18 protein-coding genes are annotated in these 19,198 nt (G+C 42.6%); 13 read left to right on the forward strand and 5 right to left on the reverse strand.

Translation table 11 applies throughout. The features are described 5' to 3' along the window. Positions 1 to 10 precede the first annotated feature (10 nt). From ON01_RS14475 to ON01_RS14485, 3 genes are read left to right on the forward strand one after another with little or no spacing between them, the layout of a single operon-like run. Positions 11 to 223 carry an acetyl-CoA carboxylase biotin carboxyl carrier protein subunit gene (locus ON01_RS14475; RefSeq protein ID WP_010531790.1) on the forward strand — a complete coding sequence of 71 codons (213 nt, stop codon included), beginning with the start codon at positions 11 to 13 and terminating at the stop codon, positions 221 to 223. A 33-nt stretch (positions 224 to 256) separates the two neighbouring features. Further along, positions 257 to 712: a MaoC/PaaZ C-terminal domain-containing protein gene (locus ON01_RS14480; protein ID WP_010531791.1), complete on the forward strand. Its 456-nt coding sequence runs from the start codon at positions 257 to 259 to the stop codon at positions 710 to 712. A gap of 13 nt (positions 713 to 725) precedes the next feature. Then, positions 726 to 1,709, forward strand: a complete 984-nt coding sequence (locus ON01_RS14485; protein ID WP_029329146.1) for a lactate/malate family dehydrogenase — start codon at positions 726 to 728, stop codon at positions 1,707 to 1,709. 164 nt (positions 1,710 to 1,873) lie between these two features. Here ON01_RS14485 and ON01_RS14490 read toward each other — a convergent pair whose 3' ends face one another. Further along, positions 1,874 to 2,230 (reverse strand): SpoIIAA family protein, encoded by a 357-nt coding sequence (locus tag ON01_RS14490; protein ID WP_010531793.1) that lies wholly within the window; start codon positions 2,228 to 2,230, stop codon positions 1,874 to 1,876. Between the two features lie 646 nt (positions 2,231 to 2,876). On the opposite strand from ON01_RS14490, the gene ON01_RS14495 reads away from it, so the two are divergent. The 7 genes from ON01_RS14495 (at position 2,877) to ON01_RS14525 (ending at position 12,971) form a co-directional block, all read left to right on the forward strand. Beyond that, positions 2,877 to 3,599 (forward strand): GntR family transcriptional regulator, encoded by a 723-nt coding sequence (locus tag ON01_RS14495; protein WP_010531794.1) that lies wholly within the window; start codon positions 2,877 to 2,879, stop codon positions 3,597 to 3,599. A gap of 227 nt (positions 3,600 to 3,826) precedes the next feature. Further along, positions 3,827 to 5,002: an iron-containing alcohol dehydrogenase gene (locus ON01_RS14500; RefSeq protein ID WP_010531795.1), complete on the forward strand. Its 1,176-nt coding sequence runs from the start codon at positions 3,827 to 3,829 to the stop codon at positions 5,000 to 5,002. Between the two features lie 45 nt (positions 5,003 to 5,047). Continuing rightward, positions 5,048 to 6,820 (forward strand): sulfoacetaldehyde acetyltransferase, encoded by a 1,773-nt coding sequence (xsc, locus tag ON01_RS14505; protein WP_010531796.1) that lies wholly within the window; start codon positions 5,048 to 5,050, stop codon positions 6,818 to 6,820. A 112-nt stretch (positions 6,821 to 6,932) separates the two neighbouring features. Further along, a complete protein-coding gene (locus tag ON01_RS14510) occupies positions 6,933 to 8,264 on the forward strand; it encodes an MFS transporter (protein WP_010531797.1) in 1,332 nt (443 codons plus the stop codon). Between the two features lie 342 nt (positions 8,265 to 8,606). Next, positions 8,607 to 10,061, forward strand: a complete 1,455-nt coding sequence (locus ON01_RS14515; protein WP_010531798.1) for a sodium:solute symporter family protein — start codon at positions 8,607 to 8,609, stop codon at positions 10,059 to 10,061. Next, positions 10,058 to 11,722 (forward strand): amidohydrolase, encoded by a 1,665-nt coding sequence (locus ON01_RS14520; RefSeq protein WP_010531799.1) that lies wholly within the window; start codon positions 10,058 to 10,060, stop codon positions 11,720 to 11,722. Before ON01_RS14515 ends, ON01_RS14520 begins: the two co-directional genes overlap by 4 nt. Before the next feature lie 22 nt (positions 11,723 to 11,744). Further along, positions 11,745 to 12,971, forward strand: a complete 1,227-nt coding sequence (locus ON01_RS14525; protein ID WP_010531800.1) for a Zn-dependent hydrolase — start codon at positions 11,745 to 11,747, stop codon at positions 12,969 to 12,971. 125 nt (positions 12,972 to 13,096) lie between these two features. Here ON01_RS14525 and ON01_RS19595 read toward each other — a convergent pair whose 3' ends face one another. Next, on the reverse strand, positions 13,097 to 13,240 hold the full coding sequence (locus ON01_RS19595) for a hypothetical protein (protein WP_175284962.1): 144 nt from the start codon (positions 13,238 to 13,240) through the stop codon (positions 13,097 to 13,099). Positions 13,241 to 13,340: 100 nt separating this feature from the next. Between ON01_RS19595 and ON01_RS14530 the strand changes: the two genes are divergently transcribed. From ON01_RS14530 to ON01_RS14540, 3 genes are all read left to right on the forward strand, one after another. Next, positions 13,341 to 13,964, forward strand: coding sequence for an SEC-C metal-binding domain-containing protein (locus ON01_RS14530; protein WP_010531801.1), 624 nt, complete (start codon positions 13,341 to 13,343; stop codon positions 13,962 to 13,964). A gap of 149 nt (positions 13,965 to 14,113) precedes the next feature. Continuing rightward, positions 14,114 to 14,515: a nucleotidyltransferase substrate binding protein gene (locus ON01_RS14535; protein WP_010531802.1), complete on the forward strand. Its 402-nt coding sequence runs from the start codon at positions 14,114 to 14,116 to the stop codon at positions 14,513 to 14,515. A gap of 2 nt (positions 14,516 to 14,517) precedes the next feature. After that, positions 14,518 to 14,853 carry a nucleotidyltransferase domain-containing protein gene (locus tag ON01_RS14540; protein WP_010531803.1) on the forward strand — a complete coding sequence of 112 codons (336 nt, stop codon included), beginning with the start codon at positions 14,518 to 14,520 and terminating at the stop codon, positions 14,851 to 14,853. 384 nt (positions 14,854 to 15,237) lie between these two features. Here ON01_RS14540 and ON01_RS14545 read toward each other — a convergent pair whose 3' ends face one another. The 3 genes from ON01_RS14545 to ON01_RS14555 are packed head-to-tail and all read right to left on the reverse strand — an operon-like array spanning position 15,238 to position 19,198. Beyond that, positions 15,238 to 16,791 carry a hydantoinase/oxoprolinase N-terminal domain-containing protein gene (locus tag ON01_RS14545; protein ID WP_010531804.1) on the reverse strand — a complete coding sequence of 518 codons (1,554 nt, stop codon included), beginning with the start codon at positions 16,789 to 16,791 and terminating at the stop codon, positions 15,238 to 15,240. After that, positions 16,788 to 17,885 carry an S-methyl thiohydantoin desulfurase family protein gene (locus ON01_RS14550; RefSeq protein WP_010531805.1) on the reverse strand — a complete coding sequence of 366 codons (1,098 nt, stop codon included), beginning with the start codon at positions 17,883 to 17,885 and terminating at the stop codon, positions 16,788 to 16,790. Before ON01_RS14550 ends, ON01_RS14545 begins: the two co-directional genes overlap by 4 nt. Next, positions 17,882 to 19,198, reverse strand: coding sequence for a purine-cytosine permease family protein (locus ON01_RS14555; RefSeq protein WP_010531806.1), 1,317 nt, complete (start codon positions 19,196 to 19,198; stop codon positions 17,882 to 17,884). Before ON01_RS14555 ends, ON01_RS14550 begins: the two co-directional genes overlap by 4 nt.

The following is a 19,198-nucleotide window of genomic DNA, read 5'->3' on the forward strand; positions in this document are numbered from 1 at the left end:
AGGCATCATCATGCAGGAGGTAAAAGCAAATATGGCAGGAAGTGTATGGAAAGTTAATGTACGTGAAGGTGAAAAAGTGGAAGCCGATCAGGATGTGGTTATTTTAGAATCTATGAAAATGGAAATCCCGATTGCTGCAGAAGATGACGGAACCGTAATAAAGCTAAAGGTTTCAGAAGGTGACTTTGTGAACGAAGAGGATGTTATAGCCGTTATCGAATAGAAGTTGGAAAGTATTGAAAGGGGACTGATTAGGATGTTTGATAAATACCTTGAAGAATATGAAATTAATGAATCTTGGACCTCGAGAGGCAGAACCATTACCGAATCTGATTTAGTTATGTTTTCAGCATTTAGTGGAGATTGGTTTCCACTCCACACAGATGAAGAATATGCTAAAAAAACCCAATATAACCAGCGTATTGCCCATGGAATGCTCGTACTATCGGTTGCAACTGGATTACTGCATTTTGAACCAGAAATTGTTTTTGCTTTTTATGGTATGGAAAAGGTAAGATTTATAAAGCCAACATATATAGGGGATACCATACATTTGGAGCTGAATGTCGATGATGTAAATGTTAAAAATCCTTCTCAAGGCGTTATCACAGCCCAAATGGAAGTTAAGAAGCAAACAGATGAAGTTGTTGCCGCTGCACAAATGAAATTATTAGTAAAAGGTAAACGGAAATCGCTTCCGTCACACACTTAATAAGGAGGAAATAATGTTGAGTAATAAACTTGCTGTAGTTGGAGTTGGGCACGTAGGCTCTTATGTACTTTCAGACGCGATGAAGTTGGGGTTATTCTCAGAAATCGTCGTAATTGATCAAAATAAAGATATAGCGTCTGGAGAAGCGCTTGACCAAGCCCATGCTACCGCTCTTACCAACATGACAAACATTGATGTTTATGCTGGCGATTATGAAGATGTTAAGGATGCTGATGTAATTATTGTTGCAGCAGGTCCGAGCATCATCATTACCGAAGAAAATAAAAAACCGGACCGGGCCATGCTAGCAGAAGAAAACGGAAAGAACATTCGTGAGGTCATGTCAGGCATCACCAAATATACAACGGAAGCCATCATTATTTTAATTACCAATCCTCTGGATACAATGGTATATGTTGCTGAAAATGAATTTGGTTATCCAAAAGGACGCATTTTTGGTACGGGAACGATGCTTGATTCCGCACGTCTGCGTCATGTGGTAGCATCCAATTATAACATCGACCCCAAAAGCGTTACTGGGTACATGATGGGTGAACATGGAATGACTGCATTTCCAGTCTTTAGCCGCCTAAATGTTTATGGGTTCGGCGAAAAAGAATTGGACACCCATTTTCAAGGAAAAGAAACCCTTGATCGAAAAGCATTTGGCCAAAAAGTCGTAAATGCAGCTTATGACGTCTTAAATGGAAAAGGGTGGACCAATGCAGGAGTTGCCCAAGCGGCCGTTACTCTGGCAAAAGCCATTTTACTGAATGAACGGAGCGTTTATCCTGTTTGCACCACATTGAACGGACAATATGGCTATGATGGAGACGTTGCCTTAAGCATGCCTTGCATCATTGGCGAAAACGGAGTGGAACAGCAATTGGAAATTGAATTAGACGAGGAAGAAATAAAGCTGTTGCATCAATCCGCTGCTTATATAAAAGAAACAATGAAGATAGCAAAAACAGGAAAAGATAAAATAGTGAACTGAACCGTATACGGATTAGTCGACTAAGCGAAGGGTTCTGGTGCCTGTCACTTCCCGGATTTTGTCATTTTATGTTGAAAAAGTGGCTGTTGATTTGGTGGTGGGACTGGGAGGCGGGCTTCTCCTCGTCCCACCTATGTTTGGGGCGGGAGAATGAGTATGTTCTTTTAACCTTTACGAAGCCACTCTCTTGCTGCTTCCAGTTTTTCCAGTGGATACTGTTGTATTTCCACACCCGGTATAAGTTTTTCTACTTTTTCGTTAAGACCCACAAACGATTCATCTGCGACAATAGCGCTTTTCTTTATGCTTTTCAGGTGGGTGACAATTTTCCAGCCCTGCATCAGTGCTTTTGGTGTGTTACCATCAATGTTCTTGAAGATAAACAAAATGTTGACGGGATCCTCTTGAAGTTTTTTAGCCTTTAAAGCCTCCTCAAATTTTTGTAAGTCATCCTGTGTTGCCGTACCCTCAGTCGTCACCTCCAAAATTTCACCTTTATTTTCACCTTTTATTTCCAGCATCAAACTCATCCTTTCATTTTCATCTTTGTGTATAGTATTTCACTCTGAGGGTGAGATGAAACATGCGGATTGGGTGGGTGCCTGTGACTTCCCGAATTTTGTCGAATACACTCACCTACTTATACAGACAAACGGCTGCTGTTTCTTTAATTGCTGGCTTTCTTATCCCTATATTCGAAATGAACGTGGAAAAGGTGGCGTTATTAGCTGAAAAAATTAAAGATACTTTTTAGTTCCATGCCCCCAAATGGCAAATTGTTCCGATTATAGTTGTGAGAGATAGTTTATTAAGCTAATACGCAAGTTGCTATTTGGGGGTGAAAATGGGGACAGAGGTACCGTCTGAAGAAGGGACCAATGGCAACCTATTTCGACTATCTTACCCGAAATCGCCTAATCGTTTGATGCGGAAAGGAAAACAACGAGCTGGATAAGACCTCACCTTATGCTTACGAATGCTGGGCAGATTTCTATGATCAGCTAATAACTGCTGTGGATTGTATGTAAGTAGTAAATTGTATTGAAGCGATTTCAATATAGGATTATAATAGGTAAAAGGAATCACGCAATACGAATTTCATCCCCTGTGTACTTTAAATTTTCCAAAGCAGGGTTATATATACAATCTACGGTAAGGAGCAAACTGATGGCACTAGACTTCAATAGTCCCGAACCACTGCATAATCAATTAAAGGAACTGATCAGAAATGAAGTTCTAAAGGGGAATTTTAACGGCAAAATACCAAGTGAACGAGTATTGATGGAAACCTATTCTGTTAGCCGTACCACCATCCGCTTGGCCTTGTCAGACCTGGTTCACGAAGGTATTTTAGTGAAAAGGCATGGTCGGGGGACGTTTACATCGAATATACCTGTACAAGATTGGCTGGGGTCATTTAGAAGTATCACTGAAACGATTAGAAATATGAACATGGAACCGGGAACCCGCTTGCTCTCCCAGGAAGAAAGATCACGTTCCAAAAAAGCTAAGGAAATGTTTAAGGTGGATAAATATTATTTAATTGAGAGATTGCGGTTTGCGGATGATACTCCGATTGCAATCGAAAAGCACTATTATCCTGTGGAAATTGGATATAAACTAAAAGATTTTGATCTTCATTCAGTTGTATTATATGATCTGCTTCAATCTTCATTGGGAATTAATCTTTGGAAGGCACAACAAATGATTATGAGCGGTAAGCCTACACAGACCGATTCCGAACATTTGAATATTGATCAGAATTCAAGTGTACTGTTAAGCGAACGTTTGATTAAGGATCCTGATGGCAGGCCTGTAGAGTTTTTGCAAAGTGTGTTCAGGTCGGATATGTATGCTTTTAACATTGAATTGGTGCAAAGGGGCAATTAATAGTTCTATTTGCAGAAAATACATTGGGTAGTACGAAACATTATAATCCCTTACTGATGGTAGTAAGGGATTATTTTATAGACATGTGAATATTTGAACACATCAAAAAATATTGACAATAATTCTATGCCGTGTTTTAATATGTATAAATCCATAACTGGTAGATACCAGTAGTTACAATTCAATGGTTGATTCATGGCTTATAATTTTATTTGAGGAGGTATTCAATGGCCACTTTATCATTACCATATCAAATAGAAACGGGCATTGGATCTGTAAAGCAAATTGGGGACGTTGCAATAGCAAATGGTGCTTCCCGTGCACTGGTGGTGATGGACTCATTTTTAGCTCAACCCCCTTTGAACATCAATGAAAAGGTTGGAGAGGCTCTGAAGCAGGATGGTATTGAATGTGCTTTATTTTCGGATTATGCAGGAGAACCGACGACAGACCATGTGAATGAAGCATTAAAAACTCTGCAAGATTTTAATGCGGATTGTGTTATAGCAGTTGGCGGCGGAAGTGCAATCGATATTTCGAAAGCGGTTTCATTATTTGCGCTAAATCCGGAAATGGAGTGGGATAAAATAACATCATATCCGCGGTTAAATTGCCTTCCATTGATAGCGGTCCCAACAACTGCCGGTACGGGATCCGAGGCAACGAAAGTCATGGTTATAACAGATGCTGAGACAGATTATAAGATGAATCCTGGTCACCACAGTTTAATCCCTGATGCTGCCATTTTGGATCCGGAATTAACCGTAAGCCTGCCGGAGAACTTCACAGCTTTTACCGGTCTGGATGCACTAACCCATGCAATCGAAGCTTATGTTTCGAATAAGGCATCCAGAATGACCGATTTGTATGCTTTAGAGGCAATTCAGATGATTGGCAAGTCACTTCCGGCTGTTTATGAAAATGGTGCAGATCTGGAAGAAAGGGAAAACATGCTTTTGGCTAGTTGCTACGCGGGGATTGCATTTTCGAATTCTTCTACAAATCTTGCACACGCTGCAGCACGTCCGTTGGGGGCACGCTTCCATATACCACATGGGTTAAGTGTCGCACTGCTGTTGCCTTTTGTCATAAGGTTCGGTCTGGAAAGCGCTGTGGATCGTTATGCTGATATCGCCATTGCTTTGGGTGCTAATAGAGAATCGGATCCTATCCAAACTTCTGAAGCAGCAATTGAGATTACAGAAGGTTTCAATCGTCAATTTAAGATTTGGGAAGCCGGGGGAGACGTCATTAAAGAAATTGGTGATAATGAGATGAAATTGCTCGTCAATGACGCATTGTCAGGCAATGGTATTCAAACGAACAGAAGAATACCAACAGCTAAAAATATTGAAGATATTTATCAATCTTTGATTCATAGGTTAGGACAGAAGGTAGTTTGAGTAATTGAAGAAAACCATTTATTTATAGAGGGAGGATTTCAAATTATGGTCAACCAAACAGATGAAAGGAAGCAGGCAGTCAATCAGAAACAGAAAATGACACCAAGTGAAGCTATCGTGGAAACCTTGGTGGCGGAAAACATTAAGGAAGTCTACGGGATCGTGGGCTCGGCGTTTATGGATATGCTTGATTTATTCCCGGCAGCGGGCATCCGGTTTATCCCGGTACGGCATGAACAAAGTGCCGGTCATATGGCAGATGCCTACGAGCGTGTTTCCGGCACGGCAGGTGTTATTGTCGGGCAAAATGGGCCGGGGATCACCAACATGGTGACATCGGTGGCAGCCGCAAATCAGGCGCACAGCCCATTGGTTGTTATTTCACCGTCTGCCGGCACAAACGCAATTGGTATGGATGGTTTCCAGGAAGCCAATCAAGTATCGATTTTTAAAGACATTACCAAAGAAACGGTGCAGGTAACCAATAAAAACCGGGTGGCCGATAAACTTCGGACGGCATTCCGGATTGCTTATGCCGAGCGTGGGCCGGTTCTGTTCGATATTCCGCGTGATCTGTTTTACGGCGAAGTGGAAGATGTGATTCTGGAACCGCATCAGTACCGCGCTGATAAACGGGGAGTTGGGGACCCTGCATCAATTGAGCACGCTGTGGAACTGTTGAAGAACGCCAAGAATCCGGCGATCATCTCCGGCCGCGGCTCAGTAGATGCGGAGGGTGTTGATTCCGTCGTGAAAATTGCCGAGTATTTGACAGCCCCAGGCGCCACGGCTTATATGCACAATGACGCTTTCCCGGCGGATCATCCGCTTGCGGTTGGGCCGATCGGCTATATGGGCGCCAAATCGGCCATGTATTCATTGCAGGAAGCCGATGTTGTTCTGGCAGTCGGAACGCGCCTGTCACAGTTCGGAACGCTGCCGTGCTATGATATTGACTATTTCCCGACACATGCCAAAATCATTCAAATCGATATCAATCCGCGGCAAATCGGACGGACGCATCCGGTTGAAGTGGGCATCATTGGCGATGCGAAAGCAGCAAGTGATGAGATCTATCGTCAGCTGAAACTGGCTATGCCGTCACCTGAAAAGGATAACGAACGGATCCAGGCGGTAACTAAGCGGAAGGAAGAGTGGGAGCAGGAGCTGGTGGATTCAGCCATGGAAGATGGCGATCCGATTAACCCAAGACGCGCCTTGCTTGAGATGACCAGAGCGATGCCTGAGAACGCGATTGTATCATCGGATATCGGTAACGTGTCGTCAACCGCGAATGCCTATTTGAAATTTAACCAGACCCGCCGTCATATTGCGGCCCTGACATTCGGCAACACCGGCTTTGCCTATCCGGCTGCCCTTGGTGCACAGCTTGCCGAACCGGATGCACCTGTATTTGCGATCGTCGGTGACGGGGCATGGGGCATGAGCCTGCATGAAGTCAGTACAGCCGTTGAGCAGAATATCCCGGTTATTGCCTGCGTGTTTAATAATAAGGCATGGGCCGCTGAGAAAAAGAACCAGGTTGATTATTATGATGACCGCTATGTGGGTTCCGATATTAAAGCGCCTGAATTCGCTGAGGTAGCAAAGTCTATGGGCGCATTGGGCTACACGATCGATAAACCGGAAGACATTGGTCCGGCAATTGAAGACGTGCTGAAACAGCGCAAGCCTGCCGTTTTGAACATTTATGTTGATGGCACACAGCTGGCGCCGCCATTCCGTAAAGATGCCTTGAAGATGCCTACCCGTCTGTTGGATAAATATAAGCACCTAGATTATGAGGTTTGGGGTTAACGCTAAAGGAGAGCTTGGTTTCAAGCTCTCTAATGTTTTATCACTCAATGAAAACGCTTTACAGCATTTAATTTTAAAAGGGCGTTAAAATAATTAAAAGAGGTGAACTTATATGAGTACACCGGATAAAAAAATGGTTAAACGTGTTGTGGCCTCAAGTGTGATTGGAGCAACAATTGAATGGTATGACTTTTTCCTTTATGGCGTCGTAGCCGGAATTGTGCTGAATCAGCTTTATTTTCCATCAGGCGATCCTGTCATATCCACATTACTTGCTTTTGCGACGTTTGCTGTTGGATTTGTGATGCGTCCTCTGGGAGGCATTATAATTGGCCATTTTGGAGATAAAATTGGGCGGAAAAGCATGCTGATATTAACCCTCACTGTTATGGGCATTGCGACAGGATTAATTGCCTTTCTGCCGACATACGAGCAAATTGGTATTTGGGCACCCATCATTTTGTTGGCGTTACGTATGCTGCAGGGCTTGGCTGTCGGCGGTGAATGGGGCGGAGCCGTGTTGATGACATTTGAGTATGCTAAGCCTTCCCGGCGTGGTCTTTTTGCCAGTTTGCCGCAGGTTGGTCTGTCAATAGGTCTGCTATTATCCTCCGGTATTGTCGGTTTGCTCTCAACATTATTAACAAACGGACAATTCATGGCATGGGGCTGGCGTGTTGCCTTTGGTGTAAGTGTTGTACTCGTATTTTTGGGCTTATATATCCGTTTGAAAGTCTCAGAAACACCTGAATTCCAAGAAGTGAAAGATCAAAAAACTGAATCCAAGGTTCCTTTTAAAGACATGTGGAAAGGAAATGTCGGAAACGTGCTGGCAGGCATGGGTGCAAGGTATATTGACGGTGTGTTTTTTAATGTTATGGGTGTGTTTTCAATTACTTACCTTGTGAATAATATAGATGTATCGCGAGATGTAGCTCTTCTTGGAGTATCTATCGCCTCATTTGTTATGTGCTTTTTTATTCCGATATTTGGGCATATTTCTGACCGTGTTGGAAGAACCAGAACTTATTGGTATGGAAGCCTGATTACCGGCTTTTCTGCACTGCCGGCGTTCTGGATGATGTCGGTTAGTGGGGGCAGTACATGGGTTATTTGGCTTGCTATCATTATCCCATTTGGAATTTTCTACGCCTCGGTTTACGGCCCTGAAGCTGCCTTATTTGCAGAGTTGTTTGAACCACGAGTAAGGTATACAGGAATGTCATTTGTGTATCAATTCTCCGGGATCTTCTCAAGCGGAATCACACCGATGATCGCCACATATTTAATTGCGTTAAACGATGGAGCTCCTTATATACTGGTTGCCTATGTTATTTTCGCTGGGATTGTCAGCGCCATATCAGCAAGGTGGATTTATCTGAAGCAGAATCGTTCGACATTGGGAGGCTCAACGGCAAAGAATGTAGCAGACTTGGATGTGTAGAGATAACTTTTAAAATAGTACTAATGGAATCCGCCCCGGTAGTATCGGGGCGGATATTTTATGTTGTCTGGATGGTGTCCGTTTTTTTTGGTGAGGGATTTTCAAACAGGGCGAGCAGTGAATTGACTACATTAAAGTTGGGGGTAAATTGCTAAACTAAGTAGGCAGTTTTCACCGGATTTGGGTCATGTCGACTCCTATTAAAATATTCTATCTTACCCATTAACCATATCAATATGATATATTATTGCAATTATTTCTATTGTTTGTTTTAATTTCAATTAGTATTATTGTTTTTAAAGAAAAGATTGAAATCGCCTTCCAAGGAGGATCCTTAATTAAATGGGTTGGTATTTAACATACATGATTATATATTTCATATTTATGTTTTCAATGGGAGCCTATTATTTCTTCAAAGTAAAAACATATGATGATTATTTAATAGGAAGCTGGAATATGGGTTTTTGGTCCATTGTCGGAACAATCGTCAGCACCTGGTGCGGTGCTGCCGTTTTTATCGGATGGGTTGGAATGGGGTTTACCGTTGGCATATCCGGCTTTTTCAAATTTGCCTTGCCGGGCATAGCTTTTTGCCTGCTATTAATTATACTTTTCGCGACACCGCTCAGACGGCAAAAACTTTATACGCTTGCTGACCTTTTTGGTGAACGGTTTGGAGGCAAGGCGGGGATAATGCCATCCGTTCTTTCAGCATTCATTTATTCTGTACCAACGCTGGCTTTGCAAATTGTAGGTATGTCGACCATTTTTAACATTGCATTGGGAATTGACGTCAACATAGGGATTGCCCTTTCATTTATTTTGATATTGGGCTTTACGATTCTTGGCGGATTGCCGGCAACCATTATTACCGATGCTTTTCAATCCATTATTGTCATTGTAGGTATCGTGATTTTATTTATTACCAGTATTGTCTACGCTGGTGGGTTTGATCAAATCGCTGCCAAAACAGAACCGGAATATTTAAGTATTGTTGGTCCCTTTGGTCTGGGTGAAGTGCTGCTTTATGCTTTATCGGTTGCGCCTTTTTATCTTGTTTGGCAATCCACTTGGCAGCGGATATTTGCGTCAAAGTCTGAAAAAGTTGCAAAAAACGCCGGTGTTACAGGATTTGTCATAGCTGGAGCACTTTCGGTTTTTCCATATACGATCGGATTAATTGCACGACAGTATGTACCGCTTGATATGGATCCTGATCTGTTGTTCTCTTATGTTACAACGCAGCTTCTTCCACCTGCGATTGGGGGTATTGTTTTAATCGGATTACTTGCTGCGTTAATGACGGGCTCAACCTCTTTTATTCTGCAAGGAAGTTCGAACCTTACTAGGGATTTGTATCAACGATTAATGAAAAAGGATGCCAATCAAAAGGAATTAATGGCTTCATCGAGGTATTCAGTGGTTATTATTGCTGCTTTAGGGCTGGTTGTAGCCTATATGCTGACGGATATTGCAACGGCCTACCAATGGGCATTACGCCTTTCAGCTACGGTGTTGATTTTTCCATTTCTTGCTGTTATGTTCTGGAAAAGAACGACAAAGGCCGGGGTCTTAACAAGTATGCTTCTGGCTTTAATCGGAACACTTATGTGGCCTTTTTTAAATATACAGTTAGATCACACCGTATTTGGATTTCTTATATCGTTAATCAGTTTAATTGTTGTAAGCTTATTAACGAAACATGATGACACGGAGCAGATCAAAGCAGTTTATTGGGAGGACCTAGATTCAGCAAATATAAAGGATGATATGGATTCTGAGGAGGGCGCTTCATGATATCACCGGATTTACTAATCATAAACGCTAATATTCTGACCATTGACAGCAAACATTCCCGCGCCGGATCTGTTGCTGTAACCGATGGTGTTATTGCAAAAATTTGGCCGGAAAAGGAACCGCAGAGAGAAGAGATCGATCATAGTAAAGAGCCAACAATGATTGATTTAAAGGGAAGCACACTCATTCCAGGTTTTATTGATACCCATAACCATTTGCTGATGTATTCCCGATTTCGTAAGCAAGCGGATTGCGGCACACCCCCCAATCGAACGATTCAAGATATACTGGATAGAATGTCAGATTTGGCACAGGAAACACCGGATAATGAGTGGGTTTTAGGATGGGGTTATGATAATACATTATTAGAAGAACAACGTCATCCGACACGGCAGGAACTGGATGCGGCTGTTTCAGATAAGCCGGTGTTCATCCGTCATATATCAGCACATTTTGCGGTTGCCAACTCGCTTGCATTGCAATTGGCCGGCATCGATGAAACCACCGAAGACCCAAATGGGGGCTTCCTCGGACGCGATGAGGCAGGTCATCTGGACGGTGTGTTACACGAGATTCCAGCATTAAGTCTCGTACAAGATGTGATCCCGCTGCCAACGGAAGATGAATTAGCTTCTTTAATGGGCGAGGCTTCTCACGATTACTTGGCACAGGGAATTACGACCAGTACGGATGCAGGAGTGGGACTGGACTTAGGATTGACTGAATTCAATGCTCATCTGAAAGCGGTGAAACAGGGGTTAAATCCAATTCGCATGCGGTTCATGGTTCTTCATCATCTTTTAAACAAGGACGGTTACTTTAAAGATTACACCGCCGAACAGCTGGACACATATATTCAAAATCAAACGGATAATAGGGCTTACCTTGATAGCGCGAAGTTCTTTCAGGATGGTTCCATTCAAGGGCTTACAGGAGCACTCAGAGAACCTTACTATTGTGAGCCGGAGCTATCCGGGGAATTATTGAATGAGCAGCAAGATTTCAATAAAGCTATTTTCGAATTGCATAACAAAGGTTACCGCATTGCTACCCATGGAAATGGTGATCGAGCAATAGGATCTATTATTGAAGCGTATGAAAATGCGTTAAACGAAAAACCAATATCCGACCATCGCCATAGGATAGAACATGTACAGACTGCAACATTCCAAGATTTGGACAAGATAAAGGAATTGGATATAGCAGCATCTTTTTTCATTAATCATGTTTATTACTGGGGTGATCACCATAAACGTTTATTTCTTGGCCCGGAAAGGGCTGCAAAAATGAATCGCCTTGCAGATGCTGCCTCCAAAGATATACTTTATACACTGCATTCTGATTGTCCAATCACACCGATATCGCCTTTATTTTCCATTTGGATAGCGGTCAATCGCATAACGCGGGAAGGTGATGTTTTAGGTGATAAGCAAGCGGTCAGTGTTGAAGAAGCACTGCGCAGTATGACAATCTATGGTGCAAAATTGAATTTTGAAGAAGACATAACCGGTAGTATTGAAATTGGTAAAAGAGCAGATTTTGCAGTACTTGGCGCTGATCCAACAACAATCGATCCCAAAAACATTAAAGACATTCAAGTTGAAGCAACCATAATTGGAGGAAAGGTTGTTTACAGCCAAAAAAAACGCCAACTAACGTAAAGATAGGGGACTTTATGAGAAAATGATAAACGTTAATCGCTTAAAAGAACGCATGTTACAAATGGCGGAAATTGGAAAAACAACAAATGATGGTGTGACAAGGCTTGCGTTGTCAAACGAAGATAAACAGGCGCGGGATTTGTTCATGCAATGGATGGAGAATCTGGGACTGCACGTCCGGTATGATGATTTTGGAAATATTTATGGACGGCTGGAGGGAAATGATTCGGATGCACCGCCCCTTATGATTGGCTCCCATTTAGATTCCGTACCTAAAGGCGGAAGATTTGATGGTGTCTTAGGTGTCCTGGGAGCTTTGGAAGTTGTGGAATCCATATTGGAAAACAATATCCAGAACGAACGCCCAATTGAAATTGTTTCGTTCACAAATGAAGAAGGGGCACGATTTACACCGCAAATGCTCGGGAGCGGGGCGGTCACCAATCTATTTTCAAAGGACTATACATATAGCCGGACCGATAAAGATGGCTTTATTTTAAAAGAGGAATTACAAAAGATAGGTTATCTGGGGAGTCAGGATAATAGATTAGACCAAGAAAACGTCGCTGCATTCATTGAAATGCATATCGAACAAGGGCCTGTGCTGGAGACAAATCATAAAACGGTGGGTATCGTTGAGGGGATTGCCGGCTTCTCCTGGATGGAAGTCGTTATATCAGGCGAAGCCAATCATTCCGGAACAACACCAATGGAACTACGGCGGGATTCTCTGGTAACAGCTTCTTCCGCCATTAAAGCGATTCATGAGTGGGCTCGGTCAAAAAAGGATGGAACTGTTGCAACGGTTGGCGAGATTAATACCGAACCTGGCATTATGAATGCAATACCAGGAACCACTTCTTTTACACTGGACGTTCGGCACCCGTATAAGGATGGATTCACATCGTGTATTAATGAAATTAGAGAGAGTATAGAAGATATTGTTGATGAAGACTCACTGACTTGCAACATAAATGAAATTAAAACCCATCCACCCGTAACGTTTGCTGAAAATATCACAAGTACACTTGAAGAAGCCTCTAAAAAGCACGATATACCTTATCATCGCATGACGAGCGGTGCAGGGCATGATGCGATGTATATGAATACGATTGCCGATACCGCCATGGTATTTGTGCCAAGCATAAGTGGAAAAAGTCACTGTGAAGAAGAAAATACACATTGGGAAGATATCGAAAAAGGGGTTACTGTGCTGTATGAGAGTGTGCTAAGGAAGAGTCGAGAATAGGTAGTAGGGGTGTGTCATTTCCGAATGCAGGTCAATCCATAAAAAGACTTTTAAATTCTCAATAATGATAAGTTTTATAGGAATCATTGTGGCTTTAGTGTTTAATTTGGAATGAAAAATAAGGTTTACACAGTATTTAAATCGTGCGGGATCCGCGTCAACACGTGCGAGAAGTTCTCAAACTCGTGCGGGGCTGGGTCGAACTTGAGCGAAAGCGGCGCAAACTTGTGCGAGAACAGTCCCAACTCGTGCAGGAAAGTTTCAAACATGTGCGGCAGCCACCTCTACTTGTGCGAAAAAGCCTCGAACTTGAGCGGCGTCAACGTAAACTCGTGCGACAACAGCACAGGCTTGTGCAGGAACTTCTTTATGGATCCCTGTCATTTCCCGTATTTTGTCACATTATGTCGAAAAATGACCATCATGACATTCGTTGAATTCGAACAGGAATTGGCAAAACGTCAGGGTAAGCCATTCTACATTCCGAATCAAAAAGAACTGTTGAAATATAAAGATGATATGTATTTTGAACCGACGAAGGCATATAAAGCATTGGAAAAATATGTGCAGCGGCATATTTTTAATGGGGATGCGTACAAAGCGGAGAGGCTGTGTCAAGATATTCATGATGAATGTGAACTTGGTTTTTCATTAGATGAGGTTTTCGAGACATTTGAATGGCATGGCGTTGTGTTGGAAAGTAAGAGCCAAGTGCAGGAAGTGATGGAACTTGTTATGGATCTGTCCAATAACGTCCGGTTGTGGGAGAATAACGGATTTACGCCACATGAATTGCACAGTCGAACAGAACAGCCAATGCTGCAGCCTTTACCCGAAGAGCCGTTTCATGTGATGGACAAGCCTGGGATGAGCCAGGAAATCGCCGCAGCATCAAAACAAGGCGGGAAAACTGTTGTGAACAAAAAGGTCGGTAGGAATGAGCCGTGTCCATGTGGGAGCGGGAGAAAGTATAAGAAGTGTTGTGGGGCGTAGGTTCTGGTGCCCCCCTTCCCGAATTTTGTCAAATCGTTTAAGGTTCCTGTCACTCCACGAATTAACGTGTTAATTTCGGCATATTTTGTGAAATACTTTGACTTCACTTATAATATAGTTAATAAGCTGTGAATTGGGGGACAGGAATAATGGATTCGTCCAAAGATGTTCGGTGGCGGCAACGATTTGAAAATTTTGAACGTTCATTCAAGCTATTGGAAAAGTACGCTAATACCGGTGCTGAAAATGAATTGGAACGTGCTGGTATTATTCAGTTTTTCGAAATGACATTTGAATTATCCTGGAAGTTGCAAAAGGATTACTTGGAGGCGCAGGGTTTTATAATCAAAAGTCCAAGAGATGCGATTAAAAAGGCATATCAGGCTGATCTGATTAATGATGGTCATGTATGGATTGACGCTCTTGCAAAGCGAAATTTAACCACGCATACTTATAATGAGGAAATGGCTAAGATATTCGTTAATGAAATATCGAGCTCATATTTGCCTGCCATAAAACATTTGCATGAAAAATTGTTGGAGGAGTACTAAACATGTTTGGCTTAAAGGACAAGGATATTCGTTTAATCACTGAAACGATTGAAAACATCGGTGAAATTGAAAATGCGTATGTTTTTGGAAGCAGGGCCTTAGGAAATTATAAGAAAGGATCGGATGTCGATATTGCAATCATCGGAAGCAACGTAACACAGGATACGGTGTCAAAAGTAAGCGAAACTTTAAATGAACAATTGCCGTTACCATACTTTTTTGACATTCTGGATTATGATGATATAACAAATCTTAATCTGACAGAACACATCGATCTTCACGGCATCCAAATTTTTAATAGAGATTTAGCTGGACCCCAACATAAGCGAGAAATATAAAAAAGCAATCCAACATTACTTTCCAGGAGATGGTTTCGGGTGCCTAGTATAATAGATAGATGGTTAACCAATCAAAAAACCACCGTCTTCATTGTAAAATGGGACTACCTACTACAGAACTTCCAATTTACTAAACCTGAAAGGAGTGAAAACGATGGTATATCCATCATTTAATCATATACAGGGGAAATTAGGAAGTTGTTGAGCAAATTTTGTTAGAAAGACTGGATCCGAGAATTTATTGCTATATTATCCAGACCATGAGGATCTTTTCATGCCACTGAATAGATTAAATAATAGTAAAGCACACCTGATAGAAAACCTTACAGGTGTGCCTATTGAACAAGCATTTTATACATCTACAGCTTAAATATTTGATAGATTCTACAGTGCCAGGTCTCCAGCTGCTTTAATCTTAACGCGTGTTGCATTTCCTGGGAGATAGGCTAATGGGACACTTTCGATATCGACAATTTCGACCTTTTCGCTGTCAGCACCAGCTTCAATCGTTTCGTTGATGGCGAGTTCTTTTGCACTGCTTAGAATTTCTTCCCGGTTCTCCTGACTGATGGCGTAAATTTTCTCAATTTCGCCGCTGATTTGTGAAATAGCGGAGCCAATAGCATTTGCCACGCCGCCGTTTTCCGGTTTATACACTTCGGATGCGCCTTTCAGATCATCCGGGAATAGAACGTTTCCGCCCCCGACTAATGCGACCGGCATATCATCGGCACTTGTTTTGATTTTATCAATCGACTCTTCGACCATTTCAGTCATGCGCTGATAAATGGCGCTTAACAGTTCATGATCCAAATGACTTACATTCTTAGGATTGCCGAGCGTTACTTTTCCAAGAGCAACGGCAACGTCCGTCGCTGTAAGAGTAGAGCCGCCAAATACCAGTGCTTCTTCCTGGATTCGGTGTCCGACACTGTCGGGGCCTACGGTGAATTGATCGCCATCAAGGTGGATAATCGTGCCGCCGCCCAGTCCAATGGAATGAATATCAGGCATTCTGAAATTGGTACGGACACCGCCAAGTTCAACTGCGATGGAGGATTGTCTTGGAAAGCCTTTTGCCAATACCCCGATGTCTGTCGTTGTTCCGCCGACATCGACAATGATCGCATCTTTATTATCTGACAAGAATGATGCTCCGCGCAAACTATTTGTCGGTCCGCATGCAACCGTTAATATCGGATATTTCAGAGTATATTCCTTGGACATAAGCGTGCCATCATTTTGGCAGAAGAATACCTTTGCATCGATGCCTTTCGTGTTTAATGCTTTCTCGAAACCGTCAGCAGTCTTCTTGGCAACATTTATAATCGAAGCGTTTAAGATGGTTGCATTTTCGCGCTCCAATAACCCCATGCTTCCGATTTCACTGGAAAGCGAAACCGGAATGTCATCACCTAATATTTCCCGTAAAATTTCCTCGGTTCTCGTTTCGTGACTATTACTTACCGGCGAAAAAATCGACGTGACGGCAATGGAATCGACGTTGTCTTTTATTTCTTCAGCGATTAAGCGAATTTTACCTTCATTTAAGGGTGAAATTTCATCCCCGTTAAACTCGTGGCCACCTTCCACCATATCCGTATAATTTCCCAAAATGGCTTTTAAATCATCCGGAACACCTGCAAGTGGTTTAATGGCAGTTCCGGCAGGGGCACCAATCCGGATAATGGCGACTTTATTCAAATTCTTTCTCTCCACAATCGCATTGGTGCACTGGGTCGTGCCAAGCATTGCAAACTCAATATTTTCAACATCTACATTTGCATTTGTAATGAGCTGATCGATGGTGTTATAGATTCCTGTTTCGACATCATCTGTTGTTGGGGTTTTTAACGAATGAACGACATTCATATTTCTGTCTAACAGCACCCCATCTGTATTTGTACCACCGACGTCAATGCCTAAACGAAATTTCATTGCTTACCGCCCTGCCTTTCATTTAATGTTTCGACTGGTGTAAAATCGTAATCATAGCCAAAGTAGCGTGGACCAGCTACTTCAATCCCTTTTTCTGTGCGCCACTTCTCATCGGCAGGTATGCCAATCACCGTTGCTCTGGCGCCATATCGTAATCCTTCTGTTGTTATCGGAAGCGCGGTTTCGGTATCGAGTACACAGATTAAATCAGGGGTCATGCATAGAACGTCGTGATCTGTTTTAATTAATAGATTTTCATTTTGAAATTCCAAATAACCATTATCACCTTTATATTGGTTTAGTCCTTCAACGGTTGCCGTACCGTGCACGAACCCGCCATCTGTCTTGCGTTCAATGTCGGTGACTTTCCCTGAGAATAACGTCATTCCACCTAATAATTGTAATACTTCCTCGATCGGATTTTTCTTATTCAATTGTGCTTCTTTAATGGTCTGGCCGATTTTTTCCTCCAATGTTAAGGTACGATAAATGCTTGAATCTTTTACTTGTCTCCCTGTCATTGGGTAGATGGCATTCATGATGGAGCCGCCCATCACCATCGTTGCGGACCGGGCGATTTTTTCTGCCCACTCGCCATTGACCGTATTTAAAACGGTACTATTGCCTTTTTCGTCAGCTAAAACCATTGGTGTTGTACTGACACCGTTTAAATAGAATGTGACCATTTGCAGTTCGGGAAAAGCTCTGCCCATACCATCGCCATCCACGATCGGCAGTCCGGTACTGGCCGCGAGTGCTATCGGTAATAATGAATTGACCCCGCCGGCCTCAATGGGCATCGTTGCTTTGATTTTTTTGTTTAACACTTTCTCTAAAGAATGAAAGGCTTGAATTGCTTCATCACCGCTCGGAATCTTTTCCACGAGAACAGTGGGAGCCCCCATCATCGCAGACGGTACAATGACGTCTTCATCTTCAATTTCTGTGATATCCAGCAACTTCACCGGCCCCTGTTCTTCGATTGCCTGAAGGGCCATCATTTTACCGACAAATGGGTCACCCCCGCCGCCGGTACCTAGTAATGCTGCACCAATTGCGATATTTTCGATTTCTTCTTTTCCAATTAATTTCATGCTGCATCCTCCTTGACGGTTAATTGTTTATTTTTATTCATAAATCCGATGACCAGCTGGATGATAAATGCTGCTAAAAAGGAATCGATTGCCGGTGCACCGGTGATCGAAAATAGGCCAAAACCGGTTGGACTTGGCGTCGTTATAAATGCCAGCATTGCAGCAACAAACCAGATGACCAGACTTTGAACGCGTATACTCGGGATCTGATGAATATTATCAAAGTTATATTCCCGGTGTCTAAAGATAAAGTCAGCCGTGTAAATGCCTCCAATCGGCGGAATAAGGACACTCAGAACATTTAAAAATGGAATAAAATGATCGTAAATACCTGATATGGCAAAGATGGTTCCAATAATACCTGCAATGATGGTTAAAACATACTTTGGAATCTTTTTGAAAATAACTGAAAATCCTAATGCCGAAGAATAAATATTCGTATTATTCGTTGTCCATTGAGCAAGGATCAGAACAAGCATGCCACCGGTTCCCCAGCCGATGCCGATCATGATCGCGACAACATCCACTTCACTTGTTGCCTTAGCCAGTACCGATGCGATGATTAAGACAATACAGTACGCTATAAAATAGCTGAGGAGAGCTGAAATGGCTGCGTCTTTGGCGGACTTGGCATATCTGGAAATATCCGGGCCAATAATTGCTCCTACGGCCAGTGATCCAATAATCGATGAAATTCCCATTCCGATGGTCAGTGGGTCTGATGTCAATGCCATCTGATTCAGTTCTTCAAATGTAAAATTCTTGCTCGTGATATAAACAGAGCCAATTAATAATATAGCTAGCAAAGGTACAGCAACCGTACTCAGTTTCTCAATTGCGCGGTAGCCGATGCAGGCGGTTAGTGTCATCAGTGCGCCGCCAATAATCATGAGGATACTGGGTGCGATATTCAATCCAAACACATCGTTAATCACTTTATTTAAACTTGATCCAAATAAATCCAGTTGCACACCAAACCAGCCGAATAACGAGATTGCAATAATGACCGATACAGCCATTGATCCATATCTCCCCAGGGCAAAGGATGATACTAGTGCTGTCGATAGTCCAGTTTTAGCCCCGACTATGCAGCAAAGGGCACTCAGGAGTGATAAAAGAAATGTCCCGATAACAGAAGCGATGATGGCCTCGGTTAACCCCATTCCGCTGCCTAATGCACCGCCTAATGCCGTTGCAGATAACGCAACAATCCCCGCTATCCAGACCAGTGTTTGTTTAAACCAGCCTTGTCTTTTCTCGTCAGGAACAGGGTCTAATTCATAATCCTCTATTAATTTTTGGTCATTATCCAT

This window comes from Lentibacillus jeotgali (assembly GCF_000224785.1).
GTDB lineage: Bacteria > Bacillota > Bacilli > Bacillales > Amphibacillaceae > Lentibacillus > Lentibacillus jeotgali.